The 22,413-nt window shown below is 76.2% G+C and carries 9 protein-coding genes; 2 read left to right on the top strand and 7 right to left on the bottom strand.

The genetic code is table 11. From position 1 onward, the window contains the following. Position 1: 1 nt before the first annotated feature. The 7 genes from ABZS80_RS26465 to ABZS80_RS26435 form a co-directional block, all read right to left on the bottom strand. Positions 2-955, bottom strand: coding sequence for a TauD/TfdA family dioxygenase (locus ABZS80_RS26465; protein ID WP_355059954.1), 954 nt, complete (start codon positions 953-955; stop codon positions 2-4). 26 nt (positions 956-981) lie between these two features. Beyond that, complete coding sequence (locus ABZS80_RS26460; protein WP_355059952.1) at positions 982-6,441, bottom strand: SDR family NAD(P)-dependent oxidoreductase; 5,460 nt, start codon at positions 6,439-6,441, stop codon at positions 982-984. Positions 6,442-6,480: 39 nt separating this feature from the next. After that, a complete protein-coding gene (locus ABZS80_RS26455) occupies positions 6,481-9,981 on the bottom strand; it encodes an amino acid adenylation domain-containing protein (RefSeq protein WP_355059950.1) in 3,501 nt (1,166 codons plus the stop codon). Next, the gene (locus tag ABZS80_RS26450; protein WP_355059948.1) at positions 9,978-12,281 is read right to left on the bottom strand and encodes a lantibiotic dehydratase; all 2,304 of its coding nucleotides are present in this window, start codon (positions 12,279-12,281) and stop codon (positions 9,978-9,980) included. Before ABZS80_RS26450 ends, ABZS80_RS26455 begins: the two co-directional genes overlap by 4 nt. After that, complete coding sequence (locus ABZS80_RS26445) at positions 12,278-15,397, bottom strand: thioesterase domain-containing protein (RefSeq protein WP_355059946.1); 3,120 nt, start codon at positions 15,395-15,397, stop codon at positions 12,278-12,280. Before ABZS80_RS26445 ends, ABZS80_RS26450 begins: the two co-directional genes overlap by 4 nt. Next, positions 15,394-18,861, bottom strand: coding sequence for an AMP-binding protein (locus ABZS80_RS26440; protein ID WP_355059944.1), 3,468 nt, complete (start codon positions 18,859-18,861; stop codon positions 15,394-15,396). The genes ABZS80_RS26445 and ABZS80_RS26440 overlap by 4 nt, the downstream gene beginning before the upstream one ends. Before the next feature lie 327 nt (positions 18,862-19,188). Continuing rightward, the gene (locus tag ABZS80_RS26435; RefSeq protein ID WP_151462435.1) at positions 19,189-19,584 is read right to left on the bottom strand and encodes a DUF2267 domain-containing protein; all 396 of its coding nucleotides are present in this window, start codon (positions 19,582-19,584) and stop codon (positions 19,189-19,191) included. Between the two features lie 243 nt (positions 19,585-19,827). Between ABZS80_RS26435 and ABZS80_RS26430 the strand changes: the two genes are divergently transcribed. Together ABZS80_RS26430 and ABZS80_RS26425 are read left to right on the top strand one after the other, a co-directional pair. Next, on the top strand, positions 19,828-20,220 hold the full coding sequence (locus ABZS80_RS26430) for a hypothetical protein (RefSeq protein WP_355059942.1): 393 nt from the start codon (positions 19,828-19,830) through the stop codon (positions 20,218-20,220). 58 nt (positions 20,221-20,278) lie between these two features. After that, positions 20,279-22,411 (top strand): molybdopterin-dependent oxidoreductase, encoded by a 2,133-nt coding sequence (locus ABZS80_RS26425; protein ID WP_355059940.1) that lies wholly within the window; start codon positions 20,279-20,281, stop codon positions 22,409-22,411. The last annotated feature ends 2 nt before the right edge of the window (positions 22,412-22,413 follow it).

Below are 22,413 nucleotides of genomic sequence, written 5' to 3'. Positions count from 1 at the left end.
CTCAGTTCGCTCCAGGGGTGTCGGGGGTGTGCGGCTCGGCCATCGCCACGGCGATCTTGCGGGGGCCGGTGAACGGCTCCCGGCCGTGTGCGGCGGTCATGTTGTCCACCACCAGCACGTCGTCGCGCTGGTAGTCGAAGCGGACCGTGGCCGCCCGGTAGGCGGCGCGCAGGTGGTCCATGACGTCGGCGGGGATCTCGCCGCCGTCGCCGTAGTAGGTGTTCGACGGCAGCCCGTCGGCGCCGAACATGGCCAGCAGCCCCTCCTGGTAGTCCTTCGGGAGGGTGCTCACGTGGAAGAAGGTGGCGTGGTTGAACCAGCGCGGGGTGTCCGAGCCGGGCCGGTGGTGCACCACGTCCCGCACCGCCCGGGTGCGCAGGCCGTCCTTGCCGACCCACTCCACGGTGATCCCGTTGGCCGCCGCGTACGCCTCGACCTCGGACCGGTTCTCGGTGTTGAACACCTCCTGCCAGCGGGTGCCGAAGTCGCCGTGGAAGTTGCGCACCAGCATCCAGCGCCGCCGGACGAACTCCTCACGGACCTCGGGGTCGATCAGGTCGTGGACCCGGCGGACGTCGGCGAGCGGGGTGGCGCCCCGCGTCTCCGGCGCGGTGATGCAGTAGAAGAACAGGGTGAGCGGCCAGCGTGCCTGGTACGAGTTCTCGTTGTGCAGGAAGATCTCCTCGTCCGGCGGGTAGTCGGTCGAGGTGTACACCCGGCCCTTGATGGAGTGCCGGGGCGAGGAACGCTCGGTGTAGGTCAGCGGCTCGCCGGACAGGGCGCGGACCACCCCGTCGAAGCCGTCCACCCCGCCGACGTCGAAGCCGCGGAACAGCAGCCCGCCGTGCTCGACGAGGGTGGCCCGCAGCTCGGCGCGGCGGGCCGCGATCAGGTCGGTCAGGGCCCGGCCGTCGTTCTCGACGACCACCGGCAGCGTGGCGATCGTGTCGCTCATGATGCGGTGTCTCCTTGTTCTCGGGGTCAGGCGCGGGGCAGCCGCGGGATGGCCGGGATCGCCGCCGGCGCGGCCGGTTCGTCGGCGGGCTGGTTGGCCCGCAGCTCCTCGATCCGGGCGGCCAGCCCGGCGACCGTGGGGGTCTCGAAGAGGCTGCGCATGGGCAGCCGGACGCCGGTCGCCTTGCGCATCGCGGCGATCAACTGCACCGCGACCAGCGAGTTGCCGCCGAGGGCGAAGAAGTCGTCGTCCACGCCGACGTCGGTCACGCCGAGGCCGTCCCGCCACACCTGGGCGATGGTCTTCTCCAACTCGGTGGACGGGGCGGCGGAGCCGCCGCCCGTGCCGCTCGCCGCGGTGGCCGGGGCGTCGGTCTCCGCCTCCAGGCTGTCCGTGGTCACCCGGGCCGAGCGCCGCCGGATGTCGGCGACGGTGCGGGTGGTGATGACCACCTGCGCGCCCAGGCCGGCCGTGAGGCTGCGGCGGAACGCCTCGGCCCCGTCGACCGGCCGGATGTCCTCGGTGACCGGCGCCGGCGCGACCTCGGCGGCGGCCGGGGCGTCGGCGAGGCCACCGGTCACCGCGCCCTGGTCCACCTTGCGCAGCACGAAGTCGCTGATCGCGACCAGTTCCCGGCCCTCGGTGTCGCGCAGCGACAGGTCGGCGGCCACCACCTCCTCGGTGGCGCTGGGCCGGTGCCGCAGGTGACTGTGGAAGGTCGCCGGCAGCGTCCCACGCACCACGATCCGGCCGTACGACAGCGGCAGGTAGGTGCCGGAGCCCTGGCCGCGGCCGAACGCCGTCGCCACGTCCAGCAGCGCCGGGTGCAGGCCCCAGGAGGGCAGGTCGCCCAGCGCCGCGGCGGGCGCCTCGACCCGGGCCAGCTCCTGCCCCTCGGCCAGGTGGTGCTCGGCCAGCGCGGCCCAGCGGGGGCCGAAGGTGAGCATGCTGGTGCGGCCCCGGCCGAACGAGGCGTCGTCGTCGACCCGGCGGCCGGCGACGGCGGGCGTCTCGGCCGGCGGGGCGGGCTCGGTGGTCCAGCCGGCCGCGCCGCGCACGTGGGTGCGGAGCTGGCCGGCCGCCAGGCTGGCCACGGTGAAGTCGAACGCGTCCTCGGCCGGGGTCAGCTCCACCCGGTACTGGGCGACGGTGCCGTCCGGCACCGAGAACGGCTCCAGGAAGACCACGTCCCGCAGTTCGACGGCGGCGTCCGGCGCCGGGGCGGGCATCGCGGCGGTCACCGCGGCCCGCACCGACTCCAGGTGGGCGGTGCCCGGCACCACGGGCACCCCGCCGATCCGGTGCTCGTCCAGCAGCCAGTGGGTGCCGGCGGAGACCAGGCCGTGCAGGACGGTGCCGTCCGGTCCGGTCACCCTGGTGGTGAGCACCGGGTGGTCCACCGGGGCGGTGACGGTGTCCCGCCCGGCGGCCCGGAAGGCGGCCGGGGCGTTCGTCTCCACGGCCATGCCGACCTCGGCCCAGCCACCCCAGTTCTGCGAGACCACGGGGGCGCGGAAGCCGGCGCCGGCGCGCGCCCACGCGTCCAGGAAGGCGTTCGCCGCGCAGTAGTCGACCTGGCCGAAGCCGCCGATCACCGCGGTGATCGAGGAGCAGAGCGCCACGAAGTCCAGCGGCAGGTCGCCGAAGACCCGGGCCAGGGCGAGGGTGCCGGCGAGCTTCGGGGCGAGCACCCGCTCCGCCTCCGCCCGGTCCTTGACCTCGGCCATGCCGCCGCCGGGCAGGCCGGCGGCGTGCACGATGCCGTCCAGGCCGCCGAACCGGGAGACCGCAGCGTCGCGTACGCGGGCCAGGTCGTCCGGGTCGGTGACGTCGGCCGCGAGCACCAGCACCTCGGCCCCGGCCGCCTCCATCCGGCGGATCGCCGCGATGGCCCGGCCGGCCCGGTCGGCCCCGCCGTGCACCGCCAGGTGGTCGTCCCACCGGTCCCGCTCGGGCAGGCCGGAGCGGGCCAGCAGCACCAGCTTGGCGTGGGCCCGGCGGGCGAAGTCCTCGGCCAGGGTCACGCCGATGCCGCCGAGACCGCCGGTGATCAGGTAGCGGCCGGCCTCGCGCAGCACGCCCGGCGCGTCCTCGGCGTCCACGGTGACCTGCTCGTAGCCGGCCACCCAGCGCCGGTCGCGGCGCAGCGCCACCTCCGGGTGCTCCGGGTCGACCGGGCCGCGCAGCTCCGCGGCGAGCGCGGCGACCCCTCGCGCGGCGGTGTCCGCGTCGACCAGCCGGACGGTGAGCCCGGGCAGCTCGACCGGGAGCACCCGGGCCAGGCCCGCGAGGGTGGCGTGCTCGGGCCGGACCAGGTCGTCGCCGCGCACGTCGCCGATGCCGGCGGTGACCAGGTCGAGGCGGATGCCCTCCTCGTCGGCGGTCAGCCCGGCGCCGGCGAGGGCCTGCACCAGGTGCAGGGCGCTGAAGAAGCCCCGGTCCTGGGCGGCCCAGGCGGCGGCGATGTCGGTCCCGGCCGGCTCGCCATCCAGGGCGTACGCGTGCACGATCCGGCGGGGCAGGTCGGCGCCGAGCGCGGCGACCAGCGCCTCGTGGTCCTCGCGGACGCCGGGGCGCAGCCGGAAGCCGGTGGCGGTGGCGGCGAAGGCGTCGCCGGCGCGTACCTCGACGGGGTCGTCGCCGGCGGCGCGCAGCGCGGCGACGAGCGCCTCCCCGCGCGGGCCGTCGGCCAGCACGAGGCACCGGCCCAGCGGGACGACGGTCCGCGCCGGGGCGGCCTGCCGCCACACCGGCACCGCGAACCACTCCGGCAGCGGCCGGGGCCCGGTCTCGACCGGCGCGGCGGCCTGCTCCACCGGGTCCGGGTCGACCCAGTAGCGGCGCCGCTCGAACGGGTAGGTGGGCAGCGGCACCCGCCGCGCGTCGGGGTCGACGGCCAGGCTCACCGGCACCCCGGCGCACCAGAGCGCGCCTGCGGTGCCGAGCAGGGTGGCCAGGTCACCGGTCGGCTCAGCCGGCCCGGGCAGGCTGCCCAGCGGGGTCAGCTTCCGCTGTGCCTCGGACGCCTTGGCGACCTGCATCCGGGCCAGGTTGGCGAGCTGCCGGCCCGGACCGCACTCGACCAGCGCCCAGGTGCCCTCGGCCAGCAGCGTGGCGACGCAGTCGCCGAAGCGGACGGGCCGGCGCAGGTGCGCGGCCCAGTACGCGGGGTCCGTCGCCTGCGCCTCGGTGATCCAGGTGCCGGTCACGTTGGACAGGAACGGCACGGCCGGCGGGCGCAACGGCACGCTCGCCATGAGCGCGGTGAACTCGTCGAGGATCGGGTCCATCATCGGCGAGTGGAAGGCGTGCGAGGTGCGCAGCACCTTGGACTTGTTCCTGCCGCCCAGGCTCGCGGCGAACTCCTCGACCAGCGCGGTCTCGCCGGCCACCACGCACGTGCCCGGGCCGTTGACGGTGGCCACCGACAGTCCCTCGGGCAGCCGGTCGGCGACCGCCGACTCGTCCAGCGTCACGGCGAGCATCGAGCCGGCCGGCAGCGAGTGCATGAGCCGGCCCCGGGCCGCGACCACCCGCAGGGCGTCGGGGAGGGTGAGCACGCCGGCCACGGTGGCGGCGACGTACTCGCCGATGGAGTGGCCGAGCATCGCGGCCGGGGCGACCCCGGCTCGCCGCCACGCGGTGGCGAGGGCGTACTCGACGGTGAACAGGGCGGGCTGGGTGTAGCGGGTCTCGGTGAGCTTGTCCCCCGCCTCCGGGTCGCGGCCGAGGATCAGGTCCCGGATGTCCAGGCCCAGCTCGGGGCGGAGCAGCTCGGCGCACTCGTCCACGGTGGCCGCGAACGCCGGGTCCTCGGCGTACAGCTCGACGCCCATGCCGGCGTACTGGGAGCCCTGGCCGCTGAACAGGAGGGCCACCCGCGGGGCGGGACCGTCGAGGGCGCCGCGATGCGCCTTGCGCTTGTCCCGCAGGGCGGCCGCCGCGGACGGCAGGTCGGTGGCGACCACGGCCACGCGGTGCGCGTACGGCTGGCGGCCGACCCGCAGGGTGTGCGCGACGTCGGCGAGCAGCTCGGGACCCCCCGCCGTGCCGTTCTCCAGGTGGTCGGCGAGCTTCTTGACCGCGGTGTCCAGCGCGGTCGGGGTCTTCGCCGAAACCTGGAGCAGGTGCGCGGGGCGGACCCGCCGCTCGGTCCGGTACGCGGCCGGCGCCTCCTCCAGCACCACGTGCGCGTTGGTGCCGCCGATGCCGAACGAGCTGACCCCGGCGCGCCGCGGCCCGCCGTCGGTGTCCCACTTGGTCAGCGTGTTCGCCACGTAGAACGGGGTGTCGGCGAAGTCGATGCCCGGGTTCGGGTTCTCGTAGTTGACGGTCGGCGGGATGAGGCCGTGCTCCATGGCCAGCACCGTCTTGATCACGCTGACGATGCCGGACGGCTGGCTGAGGTGGCCGATGTTGGACTTCACCGAGCCGATGCCGCACCAGCCCCGGTCGTCGGTGTCCTTGGTGTACACCGCCGAGAGGGCGGCGATCTCGATCGGGTCGCCGAGCGCCGTGCCGGTGCCGTGCGCCTCGACGTAGCTGATGGTGCGCGGGTCGATGCCGGCCAGGCCGACCGCCTGGGCGACGGCCTCCATCTGGCCGTCGATGCTGGGGGCGGTGAAGCCGACCTTGCCGGCCCCGTCGTTGTTGATGGCGTTGCCCAGCACCACGGCGCGGATGGTGTCGCCGTCGGCGATCGCGTCGGAGAGGCGCTTGAGCAGGGTGACCCCCACGCCGCTGCCCCAGACCGTGCCGTTGGCTGCCGCGTCGAACGGGCGGCAGCGGCCGTCCGGGGAGGTGAAGCCGTCCATGCCGAGGTAGCCGATGTGCGGCAGCTCGATGTTGACCCCGCCGGCCAGGGCCATGTCGCACTCGCCGTTGCGCAGCGCCTCACAGGCCAGGTGGAACGCGACCAGCGAGGTCGAACAGGCGGTGTGCACGGTGAGGCTGGGCCCGCGCAGGTCGAGCCGGTAGGAGACGTTGGTGGCCACGTAGTTCGGCGAGTTGCCGGTGGCGAGGGAGACCGCGCCGTGCGGGCTGCCGCCGACGCGCTTGTTGCGCAGCACGTTGCGGTGCAGGTAGGTGTTGCCGCCGGTGCCGGCGTAGACGCCGACCGCGCCGTCGTAGCGGGCCGGGTCGTAGCCGCCGTCCTGCAGCGCGGTGAAGCAGGTCTCCAGGAAGAGGCGGTGCTGCGGGTCGGTGATCTCGGCCTCGCGGGCGGTCATCCCGAACAGGCCGGCGTCGAACTCGTCGTAGCCGTCGACCAGCGGGGCGCGGTTCACCCAGCCGGGATCGTCGACCTCCTCGGGGGTGGCGCCGCGGGCGATCTGCTCCTCGCGGGTCAGCTCGGTCACCGACTCGACGCCGTCGACCAGGTTGCGCCAGAACTCGTCGACATCGCCCGCGCCGGGTAGGCGGGCGGCGAGCCCGACGATCGCGATCGGTTCGATGCCGTCGTCGGTGGTGGGAATGTCGTTCTGCATCGGGGTTTCCTTAGCTCACGCGGTGCATCGGGGAGGGCGTCACGGCTGGTTCGGTCGTCGGGGTGGGGTACGGCGGGCGCGACCACGGCGGGCGGCGGCCCGCATCGCGGCCCGCGCGAGTTCCGGGCGGTCGGCGGCCCCGTCGAGGCTGGCGGCGAGGGCCCGCACGGTCGGGTGGCGGAACAGGTCGAGCATGGTGAGGGAGCGGCCGGTGGCCTCGGTGAGCCGGGCGTGCACCGCGGCGAGGGCCATCGAGTGGCCGCCGATGTCGAAGAAGTTGTCGGCGACGCCGACGCCGTCCCGGCCGAGCACGTCCCGCCAGATGCCGGCGATCAGCTCCTCGGTGGCGGTGAGCGCGTCCGGCCCGGTGGGCAGCGGGGCCCGGGCCGGCTCGGCGGCGGCCACGGTCATGGCGCCGAGCGCCGGCACCCGTACGGCCGGCCGGGGCAGGTCGGTGGCGACCCGGTCGGCGGGCGCGTCCGGGTCGGCCGCGAGGGCGCCGACCAGGGCGGCCAGGTCGGCCAGGAGCGCCTCGATCCGGTCGGCGTCGAACAGGTCCGGGTTGTGCACCACCTCGACGCCGGCCCGGCCGTCGCGTTCCACCACGTAGACGGTGATGTCGAACGGCGAGCCGGGCTTCGGCACCGGCACCGGCTCGACCGCCAGGCCGGTCAGCGCGAGCCGGGGCGGCACGAAGTTGAGCACGTTGAACAGCACCTGCACGAGCGGGGCGCGGGCGGTGTCCCGGCCGACGCCGAGGGCCTCGACGATCCGTTCCAGCGGCGCGCCGGGATGTTCGGTGACCGCGTGCAGCTCGGCGGCGCACCGGTCGACCAGCCCCGCGAAGGTCGCCCCGCCGGTGCGGACCCGCACCGGCACGGTGTCGATGAAGAAGCCGATGACGTCGTCGAAGGCGGCCAGCCGCCGGTCGGCGACGATCGCGCCGAGCACGTGGTCGTCGCCGCCGGTGAGCCGGCGCAGCAGCTCGCCGAAGCCGGCCAGCAGCACGGCCGCCACGGTGGTGCCGCGCCGGGCGGCCAGGTCGCGCACCGCCCGGTCGGCCGCCTCCGTGAGCCGCACCGCGGCCTCCACGCCGGCGTAGGTCTGCACGGCCGGGCGGGGCCGGTCGCGGGGCAGGTCCAGCACGGTCGGGGCGCCGGCCAGGTGGTCGGTCCACCAGGCCAGGTCGGCCGCGCCCCGGCGGAGGTCGCGCTCCGCCCGCCAGACCGCGTAGTCGGCGTACGTGGCGGGCAGCTCCGGCCGGGCCGGCGGCGCACCGGCGACCGCCCGGGCGTACGCGCCGGCCAGCTCGTCGTAGAGCAGCGCCTCGGACCAGCCGTCGAAGACCGCGTGGTGCACGGTGATCGCGAGCACGTGGGTGTCGGCGGCGAGCCGGTAGACGGTCACCTGCCAGGGCGGCCCGGTGGCCAGGTCGAACGAGTGCCCGGCCCCGGCCGCGAGCATGGTGGCCAGCTCCGCCTCGGCGTCGGCGGCGCCGGTCAGGTCGACCACCGGCACGGCCACGTCGGTCGGTTCCTCGCGGACCGCGTACGGCACCCCGCCGGTCTGCGGGATCCGCCAGCGCAGCACGTCGTGCCGCTCGGCCACGGCGCGCAGCGCGGCGCCGAGCGCGGCGGTGTCCAGCGGCCCGCGCAGCCGGTGCGCCACGGCGATGTTGTAGGGCGCGCTGGACGGGGCGAGCTGGTCCATGAACCAGAGCCGCCGCTGCGGCGGGGACAGCGTGGGCGGGTTGCCGGTGGTCAGGCCGTCGCCGTCGGCGGGCGCGGCGGCCCGCACCCGGTCGATCAGCGCGCCGAAGGTGCGGTCGGTGAACAGCACCCGGGTGTCGACCCGCCGGCCCAGCTCGGCGCGGAGGGCGGCGACCAGCCGCATGGCGGCGATGGAGTTGCCGCCGGCCGCCAGGAAGTCGCTGTCCGGCTCCGGGTTCGCGCCGAGCAGCCGGATCCAGAGCCGCCGGACCGCCGCCTCCACCGGGTCACCGCCGCCGGCCTCCTCGGCCACCTCCGGGGCGGCCGCGGCGAGCGCGCGCAGCGCCGGCCGGTCCAGCTTGCCGCTGGTCGGGCTGACCGGCAGCGCGGCCAGCCGCACCGTCCGGGCCGGCAGCATCGCGGTGGTCAGCCGGGGCCCGGCGTACGCCCGCAGCGCCTCGTCGCCGGGCGCGTCGGCGGGGGTGAGGAAGGCGACCAGTTCGGTGCCGGCCGGGCCGGGCACGGCCTCCACGGCCACCCCGTCGACGCCGGGGTGGCCGGCCAGCACGGCCTCGACCTCGCCCAGCTCGATCCGCTGGCCGCGCACCTTGACCTGCCGGTCGGCCCGGCCGAGGTAGACGATCCGGCCGTCCGGCGCCTGCCGGACGAGGTCGCCGGTGCGGTAGAGCCGCTCCCCGGGCCGGTCGCCGAACGGGTCGGGGACGAACCGCTCGGCGGTCAGCGCGGGCCGGTTGAGGTAGCCGTCGGCCAGGCCGGGGCCGCCGATCAGCAGCTCGCCGGTCTCCCCCGGCGGCACCGGCCGCAGGTCGGCGTCCACGACGTACGCCCGGTGGTTGGGCAGGGGCCGGCCGATGGGCACCGGGTCGGTGTCGGCGGCGGTGAGGTCACCGCTGACCGCCAGCACGGTGGACTCGGTGGGGCCGTAGCCGTTGAGGAACCGCCGGCCGGGCGACCAGCGGGCGACCAGCTCGGCCGGGACCGCCTCGCCGCCGCAGAGCAGCACCCGCCAGGAGGGCAGCTCCGCCGGGTCGAGCAGGGCGAGCACGGTCGGGGTGATGAAGCCCCAGGTCACCTCGTGCGCGGCGACGAACCGGGCGAGCCGGACCGGGTCGGCCCGGTCCTCGGCGCCGAGCAGTTGCACCGCGCCGCCGAGCAGCAGCGGCACGAACAGGTCCATGGTGGCCGCGTCGAAGCCGAGCGAGGCGATGCCGAGGCTGCGTACCGAGGCGTCGGCGCCGGTCAGCGCGACGACCCCGGTGACGAACTCGACGGCGTTGCGGTGGGTGGTGAGCACCCCCTTGGGCCGGCCGGTGGAGCCGGAGGTGAACAGCACGTACGCCGGGTCGCCGGGACGCGCCGGGCAGGGGACGAGCGGAGCCGGGCCGGGCAGGCCGACCGCCTCGACGCCGGGCTCGTCGCCGAACTCGGCCGCCGCGGCGTCGCCGACGACCACCCGGATCCCGGCGTCCCGGGCGATCTCGCGCAGCCGCTCGCGGGGGCCGCCCGGCTCCAGCGGCACGTACGCGGCGCCGGCCAGCAGCACACCGACCACGGTGACCACCAGGTCGGGGGTACGCGCCCCGCAGACCCCCACCCGGTCGCCGGGAACGGTGCCGCGCTCGCGCAGGGCGGCGGCCACCCCGGCGGCCCGGTCGACGAGCTGCCGGTAGGTCAGCCGGGTGTCCCACTGGCGTACCGCCACCGCGTCGGGGGTGCGGACGGCCTGCGCAGTGATCAGATCGGCCAGGGTGGCGTCCGGCCAGGGCAGGTACGCCCCGTACGCGGCGCTGACGGTCAGGATGTCGGTCACCCGTGGTCTCCCCGGTGCTCGGCTGGGTCGGTGATCTGGAGGCGGAGTTCGCTGACGTAGCCGCGGCCCTGCGCGTCGGTGACCCAGGACTCCGCCGGGGCGGGCAGCAGCTCGGAGACCACGATCGGGACGTCCGGGCTGGTCCGGTGGGCGGCGTCGACCATGGCGCAGAGCGACTGCGCGTACAGCGGGCCGGTCAGGTCGACGTAGCAGGGCTTGATCTCGGTGCCGACCTTGACGAACACCCGCTCGGGCAGGCCGGCCGCCGCCCGCCACCGGCGTACGGCGAGGTAACGGGCGGTCTCGTCGGCGTGCCCGGCGAGGCCGCACCCACCCGCCGTGCTCCGCCAGGTGCGGCGGGCCACCACCAGCCGGTCGATGGTGATCCGGGGCGTGTGCGGGGCCGGGTCGAGCAGCTTGAAGGCGTCCAGCAGCAGCGAGTCGAGCAGGCCGGCGAAGACCTCCATGAGCGGCCAGCGCCCGCCGTCGGGGAAGACCGCGACGAGCTGGCCGGCGGCGCCGTCCACGGTGACCGCGGTGGCCGGCACCAGCTGGTCGGGGTCCGCGCCGTGCGCGGTGTCGATGCCGAGCTGGCGGTCCCCGGGCCCGGTCAGCCCGTACGTCGTGCGGGTGGTCCGCCGGGGGTAGCTGTCCGGCCAGAGCAGCCGCAGCCGGGCCGGGCCGAGGTCGGCGTCACCGGCGGCCCGCAGCGCCGCCGGGTCGGGGTGGAACGGGCTGAACACGGCGCTGTCGTAGGCGACGTGGGCCGGGTGCAGCTCGCCGAGGACGAGCAGGAACTCGCCCCGCCGGATCGCCTCCGGTGAGGCCGCGCTGAGCTGGACGTCCGGGTTGTGCAGGCGGGCCGACGGCCAGCCGGGGCGCTCCGCGGGGAAGATCAGCCGGACCCGCTCGGCCAGGTCGTCGGCGCGCAGCAGCAGCTCGGCCTGGCCGGCGGGCAGGTCGCGCAGGCCGAACAGCTCCGCCCACCGCTCGGTGAAGGCGGCACCGGCCCGGCCGATCGGGCCGTCCGGTGCGACCAGCGTCCCCTGGGCCAGCGACCAGAGGTCGGCCAGCCGCACCGGGCCGTCGGCGGCCAGCTCGCCGTGCAGCTCGGCGAAGAGGTCGGCGCACCGCGTGGCGACCTCCCCGGTGAACCAGCGGGCGGTCTGGAGCACCAGCCCCAGCGGGGCGGCCAGCGCGTCCAGGACGGCCGAGCCGACGGTGAACTCCAGGTCCCGGGCGGTCTCCTCGTAGCAGACGGTGCGGCCGACGTACATCTGGCCGCTGTGGCGGGTGGCCGGGCGGCCGGTCACCGCCGTGAACTCGGTGTTCAGCGCGCCCAGGGCGGCACCGAGCCGGTCCGGGTCGCCGGTGGCCGCGGCGACCGCGTCCCGGGCCGCGCGGAGCCGGTCGACATTGGCCGCCACCTCGGCCCGGACGCCCTCGTCGCCGATGAGCGCGATCCGCTCGGCGAGCACCTTCTCGGCGTCCGGGCTGACCGGCAGGTTGGCGCCCCAGATGAGCTGGCCGCGATCGACCCACCGGTCGAGCAGCAGGTAGACGTCGTCGACGCCGTGCACCTCGCCGTCGGCGTGCAGCCGCTCCGCCAGCTCCCGCGCGGGGGTCCGCCCGTCGCAGGCGGAGAGCAGCCGGGCCTCGGTCGGGGTCAGCGCGATCGGCGGATGCAGCGGCCAGCGCAGCTGGCGCCCCTCGACGGTCAGGTGCGGTTGCAGCGCGGGAGCCCACCAGCGGCGCACCGCCAGGTCGTCACCCAGCCGGTCGGCGTACGCGATCAGCGCCCACGCCTCGAAGAACACGTGCCGCCGGTGGACCAGCGACGGGCCGGGTGACAACCGGACAGCCGGCTCCGCCGGATCGAGTGTCCCCCAGCAGACCGGCCCGAAGAATCCGATGGTCTCGGCCTTGCCGCAGTACCGCTGCCAGTAGCGCAGCAGGCTCAGCTCGCGCTTGCGCCGGCGGACGTTGCGCACCTCGGGATCGGTGCGCAGCAGACCGTCGAGCGCGACGAGCATGTCCGGGTTCTGCCAGGTGACCGCCTCACGCAGCAGCGGGTCGGCGGCAAGCTCGTTCACGACGGCGGACGAGTCGGCGAACGCCTCGCGCAACACCTTGTCGAGCAGGTCTGGGCTGCTCGCACCGGTCAGCACCGCGTCGGCGACGGCGGCCGCCTCCGGCGCGGCGAACCGGTCGAGCCCCTCCGCCGGGAACCCGGCGGTGCGCAACACCACGTCCCGCCAGACCGACCAGCCGGTCTCCCCCAGCGGCAGCAGGTGGCTCATCGGTTCTCCGTCCCCTCGGTGTCCACGATGTGCAGGCGCAGCTCGCTGAAGTAGCGGCGGCCGGCGCCGTCGGGCACCCAGGCCTGGTCCGTGGTCGGCAGCATCTCGCTGACGGTGAGCGAGGCGTCGTCGCCGCCGTCGACCCGGGCGGCCCGCACCATCGCGCAGAACATGTTGGCGAAGGCCGGGCTGGACAGGTCCACGAAGCACGGCTTGGTCTCGGTGCCGAGCTTGACGTAGACCTGCTCGGGCAGGCCGAGCCGGCGCCGCCAGTCCCGCACGGCCAGGAAGCGCTGCCGCTCGCCGGTGGCCTGGGCCAGGCCGCTCTCCCCCACCGTGGTCCGCCAGGTCTGCCGGGCCACCACCAGCCGGTCCAGCGTGATCCGGGGCGTGTACGGCGCGGCGGCGACCAGCTTGAAGCCGTCCACCGCGTGCGCGCTGAACAGCTCGGCGAAGACCTCGGTGAGCGGCCACCGCTGCCCGTCCGAGGCGGTGGCGACGAGCCGGCCGTCGACCTCGCCGACGGTGAGGTCCACGGTGGGCAGCACCCGGGCAGGTTCCCCGCCCGGCGCGTCCTGGAAGGCCAGGTGCCGGTCGGTGGGCCCGGTCAGCGACTCGGAGGTGCGGCTGGTCCGGCGGGGCCACTCGGTGGGGAAGAGCAGCCGGATCCGCCGCGCGCCCATGTCCTCGGCCAGCGCGGCGCGCAGCCGCTCCACGTCCGGGTGCGACGGGGTGAAGACCGCGCAGTCGAACGACGACCAGGCGGCGTGCAGCTCGCCGAGCACCACGGTGTACTCGCCCCGGGCCAGCGCCGCCGCGTCGGTGGCGCAGATCTGCAGGTCGGGGCTGTGCATCACGGCGTTGGACCAGGTCGCCCGGGCGCGCGGGAAGACCGCGTCGACCCGGTCGGCCAGGTCGGCCACCCGCAGCCGCACATCGGTGGTGCCGGGCGGCAGCGCGTCCAGGCCGAACAGCCCGGCCCAGCGGGCCGCGAAGTCGGCGGCGACCCCGTCGACCGGCCGCTCGCCCCCACCCCAGAACAGGCCCTGGGCCAGGAACCACAGGTCCGCGAGGGCGACCGGACCGCCGCCGGCCTCGGTGCGCAGCTCGTCGTAGAGCCCCCGGAACACCTCGTCGTACGCGTCGGCCAGGGCGTTCGCCATCCACCGGGCGGCGCGCAGCAGCACGTCCAGCGGGGCGGCCAGCTCGGCGAGCAGCGGCGCGCCGAAGACCACGTCCAGGTCGCGGGCGGCGTCCTCGTAGCAGATGGTCCGACCGGCGTACATCTGGCCGGCCCGGCGGACGGCCGGGGCGCCGGTCAGCTCGGTGAACGTGGCGTCGAGGGTGTCCAGCGCGGCGCGCAGGCGCACCGGATCGCCGGCCGCCCCGGCCACCTCGTCGCGGGCGGTGCGGAGCCGGTCGAACCCGTCCCGGGCGGCGCTGCGGGCGGCCTCGTCGCCGATCGCCGCGATCCGGTCGGCCAGCACCCGCTCGGCGTCCGGGCTGACCGGCAACGCCGCGTCCCAGCTGATCAGCTCCCGCTCCACCAGCCGGTCGAGCAGGGCGTACCCGTCCTCGGGGCGGCGCAGGCCGATGGCCGGGTCGGCCACCAGGTCGGCGGCGCAGCGGTCGCCGTCGGCGGCGGCGAGCAGGGCCGCCTCCACCGGGGTCAGCGCCAGCGGGGGCCGGCCGGGGCGCAGCACGGTCCGGTCCCGGACCGCGAGGTGCGGGCGCAGCACCGGCGGCCACCACCGGCGGACGGCCAGGTCGGCGCCGATCCGCTCGGCGTACGCGGCCAGCGCCCAGGACTCGAACCACACCCAGCGCCGCCGGGTCAGCCCGGCGCCGGGGCGGATCCGGGCGGTCTCCGGCTGGTCGGGGTCGACGGTCACCCAGCAGCTCGGGCCGAAGAAGCCGACCGTCTCGTTCTTTCCGCCGTAGCGCTGCCAGTACTTGAGCAGCGCCCGCTCCCGGTCCCGGCGGCGCACGTTGCGGGCCGCGTCGGCGCCGCCGCGGGCCAGCCCGTCCAGCGCGACCAGGGCGCCCCGGTTCTGCCAGGTGACCGCCTCGCGCAGCAGCGGGTCGGCGGCCAGCTCGTTGATCCGCTGGGCGCCGGCGCGGACCGCCTCGTCGAACTCCTTGTCGTAGCGGTCCTCGCCGGTGCCGGTGGCGAGCAGCTCGTCGGCCGCCGCGGCGGCCCGGGGCGCGGCGAACAGGTCCAGGCCGTCGGCCGGGAAGCCGGTGGTGCGCAGGATGGCGTCGCGCCACACCGACCAGGCGGTGTCGCCGAGCGGCACCCGGTGCACACCGCCGGCGGTCCCGCGGCCGGCGGTGTGCACCCGGTCCGTGCCCGCGGCCGGCGCGCCGGTGCGGGTGGTCTCGGCGCCGAGGGCCGCGGCCAGGTCGGCGCGGATCAGCGCGAGCAGCTCGGGGAGCTGGTCATGCAGGAAGAAGTGGCCGCCGGCCAGCTCGTGCAGGGTGAACCCGGCGGCGGTGTGCTCGGCCCAGGCGGCGTGCTGCTCGCGGGTGACGGCCCGGTCGTCCCGGCCGCTGAACGCGACGATCGGCAGCGGCAGGGGCTCGCCGGGCACGTACCGGTAGCCGTCCACCCGGCCGAAGTCGGCCCGCAGCAGCGGCAGGAGCAGCTCCACCAGCTCGGGGTGCTCGAACAGCTCGGCGGGCAGGCCGCCGCCGTCGCCGAGGCGGCGCAGCAGCTCGTCGTCGTCGGCCCGGGACAGCCCGTCGAAGGGGCCGGGCGCGTTGACGTGCGGGGCGCGGGCGCCGCCGACGTAGAGCCGCAGCGGCAGGGGCCGGCCGGTCCGGCGCAGTTCGCGGACCACCTCGTAGCCGAGCCGGCCGCCCATCGAGTGGCCGTAGAGGGCGTACGGGCGGTCGGCCCGGGCCGCCACGGCGTCGGCCACCTCGGCGACGTCGAAGCGCGGATCCTCGCTGATCCGGTTCTCCCGGCCGGGCAGCTGCACCGGCAGCACCTCGACGTCCGGGCCGATCCCCTCCTGCCAGCGCCGGAACGCGCTCGCGCCGGCACCGGCATAGGGCAGGCAGAACAACCGCACCGGCGCCTGGGGTCGGCTTCCGGCGGAGACGAACCAGTTCACCGCGGTCCTTTCTGGACGGGGTCGATCCAGTACCGCCGGCGCTGGAACGGATAGGTGGGCAGGCCGGTGCGCCGGACCGTGCCCTCGGGGTGCAGGGCGTCCCAGTCGACGTCCCGCCCGGCGACCCAGTCGGCCGCCAGCTCGCGCAGCGGGCCACCCTCGCCCGCGACCCGGGCGTCGGTGTCCAGCAGCGCCTCCAGTCCGGCGAGCGCGCCGGCCAGGTCGGCGGCGACCACCGCGGCCCGGTGGGCGAAGGCCCGCCGGCCGAGCGCCAGGGTGGCGGCCACCTCGGGCAACGCCGGGGCGTCGCCGCCGAGGTGGGCCCGCAGCCGGGCCAGCGCGGCCCGCAGCGCCGCCGGGGTACGCGCCGACACCGGCAGCAGCCAGGGCCCGTCTCCGGGCGGGTCGGCCGGGTCGGCCGGCGGCGGCTGTTCCACCACGACGTGCGCGTTGGTGCCGCCGAGCCCGAAGGCGCTGACCCCGGCCACCCGGCGCGGCCCCTCGGGCCAGTCCCGCGCCTTGGTGGGCACGTAGAACGGGCCGGCGGCCAGGTCGATCTCCGGGTGCGGGCGGGTGAAGTGCAGGTTCGGCGGGATCACCCCGTGCCGCACGGCGAGCACCGCCTTGATCAGCCCGGCGATCCCGGCGGCCGCGTCGAGGTGGCCGATGTTGGTCTTGACCGAGCCGAGCGCGCAGCTGTCGGCGGGCGCGGCACCGCCGTACACCTCGTGCAGCGCGGCGACCTCGATGGCGTCGCCGAGCGGCGTGCCGCTGCCGTGCCCCTCGACGAGGCCGACCTCACCGGGGGCTACCTCGGCGGTGGCCAGCGCGTTGGCCACCGCGGCGGCCTGCCCGGCCGGCCCGGGCACGGCGAAGCCGGCACGGTCGGCCCCGTCGTTGGTGACCGCCCAGCCGGGCAGGACGGCGTAGATACGGTCGCCGTCGGCCTGCGCGTCGGCGAGCCGGCGCAGCGCCACCACCCCGGCGCCGGAGCCGAAGCCCGAGCCGTTGGCGCCCTCGTCGAAGGCACGGCACCGGCCGTCCGGCGAGGCCAGGCCGCCCGGGGTGTGCCGGTGCCGGGGCCAGGTGACGGTCACCCCGCCGGCCAGGGCGAGGTCGCACTGGTAGTCGGCGAGGCTCTGCGCGGCCAGGCACACCGCGACCAGCGAGCTGGAACAGGCGCTCTGCACGGCCAGCGCGGGCCCGGTGAGCCCGAGCCGGTAGGCGACCTGCCCGGGCAGGTGGTCGGTGAACTGCCGGCCGATCAGCCGGGCCTCCCAGTCGTCCGGGTCGACGTCGCCCACCACGGCCGGGTTGTCCATGAGGTGGAACAGGAAGTACCGGTTGGCGGAGGTGGCCGAGTAGACCCCGACCAGGCCGGGGAAACGCTCCGGGTCGTGCCCGGCGTCCTCCAGGGCCTCCCAGGCGGTCTCCAGGAAGAGCCGGTGCTGCGGGTCGGTCCGGGCCGCCTCGTCGGCGGCGAAGGAGAAGAACCCGGCGTCGAAGTCGGCGACCCCGTCGAGCCGGCCGACGGCCCGCACGTGCCGGGGGTCGGCGCGCAGCCCCGGCCCGACGCCCAGGGCGGCCAGCTCCTCGTCGGTGTGCTCGTGGATCGAGTCGACCCCGGTGCACAGGTTCCACCAGAAGGTGGCCACGTCCGGCGCGCCCGGGAAGCGGCCGGCGAGGCCGACCACGGCGATCTCGTCGCCGGTGTAGTCGCGGGCCGCGGCGGCCGGCGAGGCGGGAGCGGGCAGCACCGGGGCGCGGACCGCCTCGGGCGGGGCGTCGAGCAGCGCCGCCTGGGCGGCGACCGTGGGGTGGTCGAAGAGGCGCAGCATCGGCACGCGAACGCCGAACCGGTCGGCGAGCCGCTGCTGCACCTGGCCCAGCAGCAGGGACTGCCCGCCGACGTCGAAGAAGCTGTCGGTGCGGCCCACCGCCGGCCGGCCGAGCACGGCGCACCAGATGTCGTGCACGGCCCGCTCGGTGTCGGTGACGGGCGCCGCACCGGCCGGCACCTCGGCCGCCGGGTCGGGCAGCGCCCGCTCGTCGACCTTGCCGGTGACGGTGAGCGGGAACTCGTCGAGCAGCACGACCGCGCGGGGCAGCGCGTACCCGGGCAGCGCGGCGGCGAGCGCGGCGCGCAGCGCGGCCGGGTCGGGGCGGTCGCCGGCCGGCCGGGCGTACGCCAGCAGCTCGCCGTTCCGGGCGATGGCGCGCACGCCGGCCACGCCCGGCTGGGCGGCCAGCACGGCCTCGATCTCGGTCAGCTCGACCCGGTGCCCGCGCACCTTGACCTGCCGGTCGAGCCGGCCGAGGCAGACCAGCTCGCCGCCGGGCAGCCGCCGGCCGAGGTCGCCGGTGCGGTACGCCCGCAGCCCGTCGGCGTCCACGGTGAACCGGTCGCTGTCCTGGTTGAGGTAGCCCGGTGCGAGGTGCCGGCTGCGGACCACCAGCTCGCCGGTGTCCGGGGCGAGGTCGACCTGGTAGCCGGGGAACCCGGTGCCGATCGGCAGCGGGCCGGTGGCGGCCGGGTCCACCGTGGACAGCGGCAGCGCGTGCCGGGCCACGAACGTCATCTCGGTGGCGCCGTAGCCGTTGACCAGCCGGCAGTCGGGGGCGAACCGGTCCCGGCCGCGGAGGGCGTCGGCGTACGTGGCCTGCTCGCCGCCGAGCAGCACCACCCGGACCGCGTCGAGGCGCCGGTCGCCGAGGGTGTCGAGCAGGTAGCGGTAGACGGTGGGCGTGCAGTGCAGCACGGTGGCCCGGTGCCGGTCGAGCTGCCCGACGGCGTGGGCGAGGCCGTGCCGGCGCAGGTCGACCGGGACCACGGCGGCGCCGGTGAGCAGCGCCGGGTAGAGGTCGGGGATGGCGGCGTCGAAGCTGAACGAGGCGAGCAGGCTGAGCCGGTCGGCCGGGCCGATCGCCAGCGCGGCGATCTGGTTGTCGACGACGTGCGCCAGGTTGCGGTGGGTCTGCCCGACGGCCTTGGGCACCCCGGTGGAACCCGAGGTGAACAGCACGTACGCCAGCGCGTCCGGGTCGACCGGCACGGGCCGCAGCGGGGCCGGCGGCACCTCGTCCAGCGGCACGACGGTCCGCCCGTCGGCGAGGTCCCGGGCCAGCTCGCGGTGTTCGGCGGCGCAGGCGAGGGCGGTGACCCCGGCGGCGGCGAGCATGTGGCGCAGCCGGTCGACCGGGAAGCCCGGGTCCAGCGGCACGTAGGCGCATCCCGCGGCGAGGGCGCCGAGCAGCGCCGCGACGGTCGGCGCGCCGTGCGCGGTGAGCAGGGCGACGCGGTCACCGGGTCGGACGCCGGCGGCGGCGAGCGCGGCCGCGTGTCCCCCGGCCATCCCGGCCAACCCGGCGTAGTCGACCTCGTGGGTCTCACCGAGAAGGGCCGGCCGATCACCGTGATGCGCCGCGACCTCGCCGAAACGATTGATGATCATCGGCTGTGCCATGTCAGCGGGCTGTTTGTTCCCCGTGGACGGCAGGCGCGCAGCGTTCGGTGAATGTGATCATGATCCCCCCCAGGACTTCACACTGGGAGCAGAATAAAGCTCAATCTCTCGATGGGGATGGCATCGATGCAGGTCAAGCCGAAGGGATGACGACCCGTGGAAGCTCGGACGGCGGAATTCGACCGATCATCCCTCTAGCGCGTAGACGATTTACCGCGTAGGCGTCTACTCACGAGTTATTTTACGGGGAAAATACTTCCGGACCGTGGAATTTCCACCGTGAGCGGCCTCGTCGCCGCAGCTCAACACGCGTCTCGGGGTACCTGACTACACATCGTACGGTGGTCGCGGGATCGGGTCGACCATCGCGTCGAATCCCTTGGGAAGCTGCGCCACGAGGTCCTGGAACTCGCCGACCGTGACCGTCTCGCGCAGGGTGGCGAGCACCGCGCGGGAGCCCACCTCGGCGACCGCCGGGTCCACTCCGGCCCGCTCCGCGACCCGGTACAGGAAGGCGACCGCGCCCCCCGTCGTGCCGCCCTCGCCCGGAGCGGCGAGATAGCTGCCGACCTCGTCCGGCAGCTGCGCGGCCAGGTCCGCCGACTCGGTGGCGGTGATCCGCTCGGCGAGGGTCTGCAACACCGCCCGCGAGATCGTCGCGGCCTGGCCGGTGGGCAGCTCGGCCCGGCGGGACACCGCCTCGACGAATCGGGGAAACCGCACAGCCGCACTCCTGTCGTCGCCGGCCGCTGCCGGGTATCCGACAAGCCCCGGCCCGGACTTCCGGAGCGTCGCGCCCGCGGTTACCCGCGCCCGGCCGCCGCAAACTGCGGATCGGCCACCGGTACGCGCTGAGCGGAGATCAGCGCTGCGCGCCAGGGTGCTGGGTTTGCCGCCGTCGCACGGCGGGGCACATCCGCCGTGACGCCCGGGACGCCGGGCACCGACGCGGGACGGAGCATCCGGATGGGGTGGCTGAGCAGACTCCTGGGTGGAGCGGATCCGGCACGGCAGGACGTCGCGGAGCGGCTGAGCACGTACGGCCTCTTCCGGACCGGGACGGAGACGGTCGAGTTGGACGACCGCGAGGCCGTCCGGCGGTGGCTGCGGGAACTCGACCCGGATCTCCAGCAGCAGGTGCACATCCGCCGGCCGTGGGGCGTGATCGCCGCCGTGAGCGACCACCGCGACCCGGTCGGCGCCGTCGTGCGGGAGCCGGACGGCCGGGCGTGGGGCGCCTACGTGCCGGGCGCCGACCGCCGGGAGCACCTGACGCCCGAGCAGGTCGAGGCCGTGATGCTCGCCGCGCTCACCTCGACCGGACGGCCCGACGGGCCGGACTGGCGGCCGATCGTCTGACCCGGCCGGCCATCCGTGCGGGAACCGGGCGGGCGCCGCCGCTCGGTAGGCTCGCCGCATGGCCCGCACCACCCACCCCGGCGCCTGCCCGCTGGACTGCCCCGACACCTGCGTCTGGCAGCTCACGGTCTCCGACGGCCGGGCCGTCGCCCTGCGCGGCGACCGCGACCACCCGTTCACCCGGGGCGCGCTCTGCGGCAAGGTCAACCGCTACCTCGACGCGGTCAACGGCCCCGACCGGCTGACCACGCCCTACGTGCGCACCGGCCCGAAGGGCGCCGGGCGGGTCGCCTACCGGCCGGCGAGCTGGGCGGAGGCGGTCGAGCGAGTGGCCGCCGGGCTGCGCGCGAGCATCGACCGCGACGGCCCGGAGTCGATGTTGCCCTACTACTTCGCCGGCACCATGGGGCACGTGCAGGGCTGGACCATGGGCCAGCGGCTCTTCGCCCACCTGGGCGCGTCGCGGCTGGACACCACCATCTGCACGGGCGCGGCCCGGGCGGCGCTGCACTCGATCTACGGCGGCTCGGTCGGCTTCGAGCCGGAGTCGATCGTGGCGGCGAAGCTCGTCCTGCTCTGGGGCGCCAACCCGCTCGCCACCAACCTGCACCTGTGGCCGTTCGTGCAGCAGGCCCGGGAGCGCGGCGCGTACGTGGTCACCGTCGACCCGCTGCGCACCGACACCGCGGCCCGCAGCGACGAGCACGTCGCCCCGCTGCCCGGCACCGACGCGGCCCTGGCCCTCGGCCTCATGCGGCATGTACGCGACGCCGGTGCCGCCGACGAGCAGTGGCTGGCCGCGCACACCGTCGGCTGGCCCGAGCTGGCCGCCCGGCTCGACGAGTGGCCGGTGCAGCGGGCCGCCGCCGAGTGCGGCCTGCCCGTCGAGGTGGTCCGCCGCCTCGGCGACCGGATCGCCACCACCCGGCCCACCGCCGTCCGGGTCGGCCTGGGCCTGCAACGGCACCACGGCGCCGGCCAGGCGATCCGGGCCATCTGCGCGCTGCCGCTGGTCACCGGCGACTTCCGGCACCCGGGCGGCGGCGCGCTGGTGTCGACCAGCGGACACCACCCGATCGACGAGGGCCGGGTGGTCCGGCCGCCCGGCATGCCGGCCCCGCCGGCCCGGAAGCTGAACATGAGCCGGCTGGCGACCGTGCTCACCGGCGAGGCGGACCCGCCGGTGACGTCGCTGGTGGTGTTCAACTCCAACCCGGCCGCCACCGCACCGGACCAGAACCGGCTGCTCGCCGGCCTGCGCCGCGCCGACCTGTTCACCGTGGTGCTGGAGCAGCGCTGGACCGACACCTGCGACTACGCCGACGTGGTGCTGCCGGCCACCATGCAGCCCGAGCACCTGGACCTGCACTCGTCCTACGGCCACCACTACACGACGTTGAACCTGCCCGTCACCCGGGCGCCCGGCGAGGCGCTGCCGAACACCGAGATCTTCCGGCGGATCGCCGCCGCGCTCGGCATCGACCACCCCCGGTTCCGCGACAGCGACGAGGACCTGGCCCGGCAGCTGCTGGCCGGCACGCCGGTCAGCTTCGAGGAGCTGCGGCAGAAGACGTACGCCCGGACCACCGGGGTGCCGGTCGGCTCCGCACCCTTCGCCGCGGGCGGCTTCCCCACCGCGGACGGCCGGGCCCGGCTGCACGACCCGTCGCTGGCCCGGCTCGGGGTGGACCCGCTGCCCGGGCACACCCCGCCCGTGGAGGCGGCCGACCCCGAGCTGGCCCGCCGGTTCCCGCTGGTGCTGCTCGCCCCGGCGGGCCGGTTCTTCATGAACTCCACCTTCGCCTCACTGCCCTGGCACGCCCGGCGCACCGGGCCGCCCCGGATGCACCTGCACCCGGACGACGCGGCGGCGCGCGGTCTCGCCGACGGCGACGCCGTGCGGGTGCACAACGACCGGGGTGCCTTCCTCGCGGCGGTCGCCGTGGACGAGGCGACCCGGCCGGGCCTGGCGTTCACCTACAAGGCGTACTGGGCGCGGCTCAGCCCCGGGCGGGCCACGGTGAACGCGGTCACCGCGGTGCGCGACACGGACCTGGGCGAGGCGCCGACCTTCCACGACTGCCGCGTCGAGGTCGAGCCGGTGCCGGCCGAGCTGCTGATCCCGGAGCCGCCCGCCGACGCGGCGGCCGTGCCGGCGCCGGCCGACCCGGCCCCGGTGCCGGCCGGCTGAGC

It is taken from the genome of Micromonospora sp. NPDC005305, assembly GCF_040607315.1.
Lineage (GTDB): Bacteria > Actinomycetota > Actinomycetes > Mycobacteriales > Micromonosporaceae > Micromonospora.
This window is presented reverse-complemented; position numbering and strand designations above follow the sequence as displayed.